The organism is Staphylococcus sp. HMSC072H03 (assembly GCF_001809305.1).
In the GTDB taxonomy this organism is placed as follows: Bacteria; Bacillota; Bacilli; order Staphylococcales; family Staphylococcaceae; genus Staphylococcus; species Staphylococcus hominis.
Window position 1 is genome coordinate 1 of the sequence record NZ_KV796902.1, and the last position, 3,440, is coordinate 3,440.

At 29.7% G+C, this 3,440-nt stretch carries 4 protein-coding genes and 3 pseudogenes; 1 reads left to right on the top strand and 6 read right to left on the bottom strand.

Annotated features, from left to right (window positions below):
• On the top strand, positions 1-748 hold a 748-nt coding region (locus tag HMPREF2578_RS08645), incomplete at its 5' end, for a restriction endonuclease subunit S (RefSeq protein ID WP_176743750.1).
• On the opposite strand, the pseudogene HMPREF2578_RS11060 reads toward HMPREF2578_RS08645, so the two are convergent.
• The 6 genes and pseudogenes from HMPREF2578_RS11060 to HMPREF2578_RS08665 form a co-directional block, all read right to left on the bottom strand.
• A pseudogene (locus HMPREF2578_RS11060) lies at positions 728-1,003 on the bottom strand (hypothetical protein); the annotation flags it as partial. The gene HMPREF2578_RS08645 and the pseudogene HMPREF2578_RS11060 sit on opposite strands and share 21 nt — an antisense overlap.
• 65 nt (positions 1,004-1,068) lie before the next feature.
• Complete coding sequence (locus tag HMPREF2578_RS08650; RefSeq protein ID WP_070508388.1) at positions 1,069-1,566, bottom strand: GNAT family N-acetyltransferase; 498 nt, start codon at positions 1,564-1,566, stop codon at positions 1,069-1,071.
• A 276-nt stretch (positions 1,567-1,842) separates the two neighbouring features.
• Positions 1,843-2,064, bottom strand: a complete 222-nt coding sequence (locus tag HMPREF2578_RS08655) for a hypothetical protein (RefSeq protein WP_070508389.1) — start codon at positions 2,062-2,064, stop codon at positions 1,843-1,845.
• A gap of 14 nt (positions 2,065-2,078) precedes the next feature.
• The gene (locus HMPREF2578_RS08660; RefSeq protein ID WP_070508390.1) at positions 2,079-2,594 is read right to left on the bottom strand and encodes a DUF1643 domain-containing protein; all 516 of its coding nucleotides are present in this window, start codon (positions 2,592-2,594) and stop codon (positions 2,079-2,081) included.
• A 14-nt stretch (positions 2,595-2,608) separates the two neighbouring features.
• Positions 2,609-2,920: pseudogene (locus HMPREF2578_RS10915) on the bottom strand (DUF960 family protein).
• Positions 2,921-3,020: 100 nt separating this feature from the next.
• Positions 3,021-3,356 (bottom strand): annotated as a pseudogene (locus HMPREF2578_RS08665) (SAUGI family uracil-DNA glycosylase inhibitor); the annotation flags it as partial.
• Positions 3,357-3,440 lie beyond the last annotated feature (84 nt).

The window sequence follows — 3,440 nt, forward strand, 5'->3', positions numbered from 1 at the left end:
AAAATTAAATTTTTATCTTCCTACTAATATGGTTGAACAAAAGAAAATAGGTGATTTCTTTAGCAAACTCGACCAACAAATCGAATTGGAAGAGAAGAAGTTAGAATTATTAGAGCAACAAAAGAAAGGCTATATGCAAAAGATTTTTTCTCAAGAGTTAAGATTTAAAGATGACAATGGAAATGATTATCCTAATTGGGCAGTAGTAAAATTAAAAGATATTTTAAGTGAAAGAAAAGAATATGCTAGTAAAACAGAGAACTACCCACACGCCACATTATCAACTAGTGGTATCACGTTAAAGTCTGATAGGTATAATAGAGACTTTTTAGTAAAAGATAAAAGTAAAAAATATAAAGTTACTATAATGAATGACATTTGCTATAATCCAGCGAATTTGAAGTTTGGAGTAATTACTAGAAATCGTATTGGTTCAGTAATTTTTTCACCTATTTATATTACTTTTGAGGTTAACAATGGATATTCTCCATTATTTATTGAATTACTAGTTACTAGAAATGATTTTATAAACCGAGTTAGAAAATATGAAGAAGGTACAGTATATGAGAGAATGGCGGTTAAACCTGAAGATTTTTTAAATTATGAAACTGAAATTCCTTGTTTAGAAGAACAGAAAAAAATTGGAGATTTTTTAGTTAAAATAGATAAATTAATTGAAAATCAATCTAAGAAAATTGATTGTTTAAAACAACGCAAACAAGGACTCTTACAAAAAATGTTTGTTTGATACTGATAAAAATCTATTATGTAAAATATTAAATAGAGATAATATTATGAAAGCGAGCCCAAGACATAAAGTTTTTGAATAAATAAAAAAGACAATTTCTATCAAATTAATATAGAAATTGTCTTTTTTATAAATTTTTTGATTATTTTCAGCTGGTTGAGCTACTACTTTTCTCATATTGAGTGCCGTTCATACAAATCCCAATTCTCTTTTAACTTTATTTATTCCTCTTACGGACATTCGAGTGAAGCCCATTCAATTTTATTAGAAGTAATTTAGGTTTGAACCCACCTAAGTGAATATATGAGTTATTTTTTATGCTACAAAATATATTCAGATTTCAATAATGCCATAAAATAGGCATCTTTATATTTACCTTTAGTATAGAATTGCTCTTTGAGTAATCCTTCTGTTTTAAATCCTTGTGACTCGTATATATGCACAGCTTTTTTGTTATCTGTATCAACATATAGATAAATTTTGTGCATGTTTAATATATCGAATGCATAATTTATCGCTTTTTCGAATGCGAATTTTGCATAACCTTTACCACTGAACTCAGGTTTAATAATTATTTGTATTTCACAATTACGATGGATGTAATTAATTTCTACTAATTCAACAATACCTACGACTTGATTTTCATCTTCAACAATAAAACGTCTCTCTGATTCATCTAATAAATGCTTATCAAATAAATATTGAAGTTCCGTTAAGGATTCATACGGTTCTTCAAACCAATAAGACATAATAGAATATTCATTATTTAATTCATGAACAAAAAGTAAATCACTATACTCTAATGCTCTTAGTTTCATAATTCCACTCCCAAGATTTTCTTATATATTTGCATTATAAATATAAATAACCAATAAGTCATCATTCACTGTGAACACTTTATTTTAACAATTCATCACATACTAATTCTCATTTTCTTGTTATTCTCGATTTATTACTCTTACTATGAAACCTATAAAATTCTCACATTTGTTTGTATTAAGAATAAATACGTCAATAGTAACAATAAAAAATAAATAATAGAGCATCCCTCACCGCTAAGTGAAAGATGCTCTAGTTTTATTAGAATATAGTTTTCATTTTAATAGATAATGGTTAATAATTGTCTGTAAATCATTATTAAGTACCGTTGTTATAGAGTCATCATCCATAAAATCATCATAGATTTTATCCAATATTTCCTCATCTTTAATTGCTGCGAAATGATGTACTAGTCCTTTTACAATTGAAATATAATTTTGCGATGCTAAGCAATTAGCAACCGTTCGCCAGTCTGAGTGTGTGGTTTCATGGTTCATAGATAATCCTCCTTTTATTTCAAAGTCCATTTTTGACGTGCTTTAGGGTTAAGTGGATGCATAATTTCATTTGTTGCTGGGTTTATAAGCTTTTTAATTTTCTTTTTGTGAGGCTTCAACATTTCCATCACTTGCTCAACACGTTCGACGACAACAGGTCGTTTCGCATAAGCACCATAAGCTAGAATCACTGTGTCACTTTCACTAATTGCTTTCATTAAATGTATGTCCGTGTGTTTATCATATGGTTCTTTATCTTTATCTTTGAGATGCTTTATACTCATAGGTGTTTTAATATTAGAGAAAAGATTAACGAGATAAACAGCGCCATATTGTTCAGAATTTACTAATTGTTTGAAGATGAGAACAGTTGTAAGATCGAGTGATAATACACTATCTAAATGAGGATACATGGTGATTACTGTACAAGCGGGTTTCTTTTCATTCCATGTTTTCTTGAGTAAGTAGCGGTGTTGTTCATCATCGCTAAATATCGCTTCTGTGTATATCGTACTTTTGATTGTATTCATCATCGTCACTTCCTTTAGTATTCTTCTGGTAAAAGTATCACATAATAAAAAGCGTCTACATCATCTTCACGAATGACGTAGACTTTCTTAGGTAATGCATTTTGATATTTTACATAGTTTGTATAGTGATATTCCAATTTGTATGCGGGTTGTTCTTGTTCATGTGTGATTGTGAGTATATTTTCATCTTCTTGCAGTCTAAAAATGTGTAGGTAATCTGTATTAGGTTGATTATCCCTTTCTTTTATCATATTTTAAAGTAAGATTTGAAGGTCTAGAGATAGGTGTTCATTAATGCCTCTTGTGATGTATCGATTGATTTTCATACTATTTTTTTCCATTTTGCTTTTCTTTCATGATGTCAATCCCTTCGTTAATGACTGTAACAGATATTTGTGCCACTTTGATCCAATTATTCATGGTGAGTCCTCCTTCTCTTAGTAAATGACGTTCATCAATAATTGTATTTTTAGTATCAGTGAGGTAGAGAAAGTCCATATCAAAATGATCCAAATAACCAATGCTGATGAGTTGGTTATTGGCGTACATTAGAAATGGATAGATACTTAGCTCATGTAGTTCATCGTTATAGTAGGTATAAGTTTCAAGTGTAAGATGCGCAAGTGGGGTATGGTCTACAAAGCGAGTAGGAAGTATATTTTCTGCTGCGTCTTCTAACGCTTCACATTCCCATGTTTCATTGTTAGATAGTTGGAAGAGACGAGTTATATATTGTTTGAGTTCTTGAGTGGTTGTTTTCATATCATTGTCTCCTAGATAGTGTGATAGTGATGTAGTTGATATACATCATTGGGATAATATATATTTGATTTGTCATTTATTACG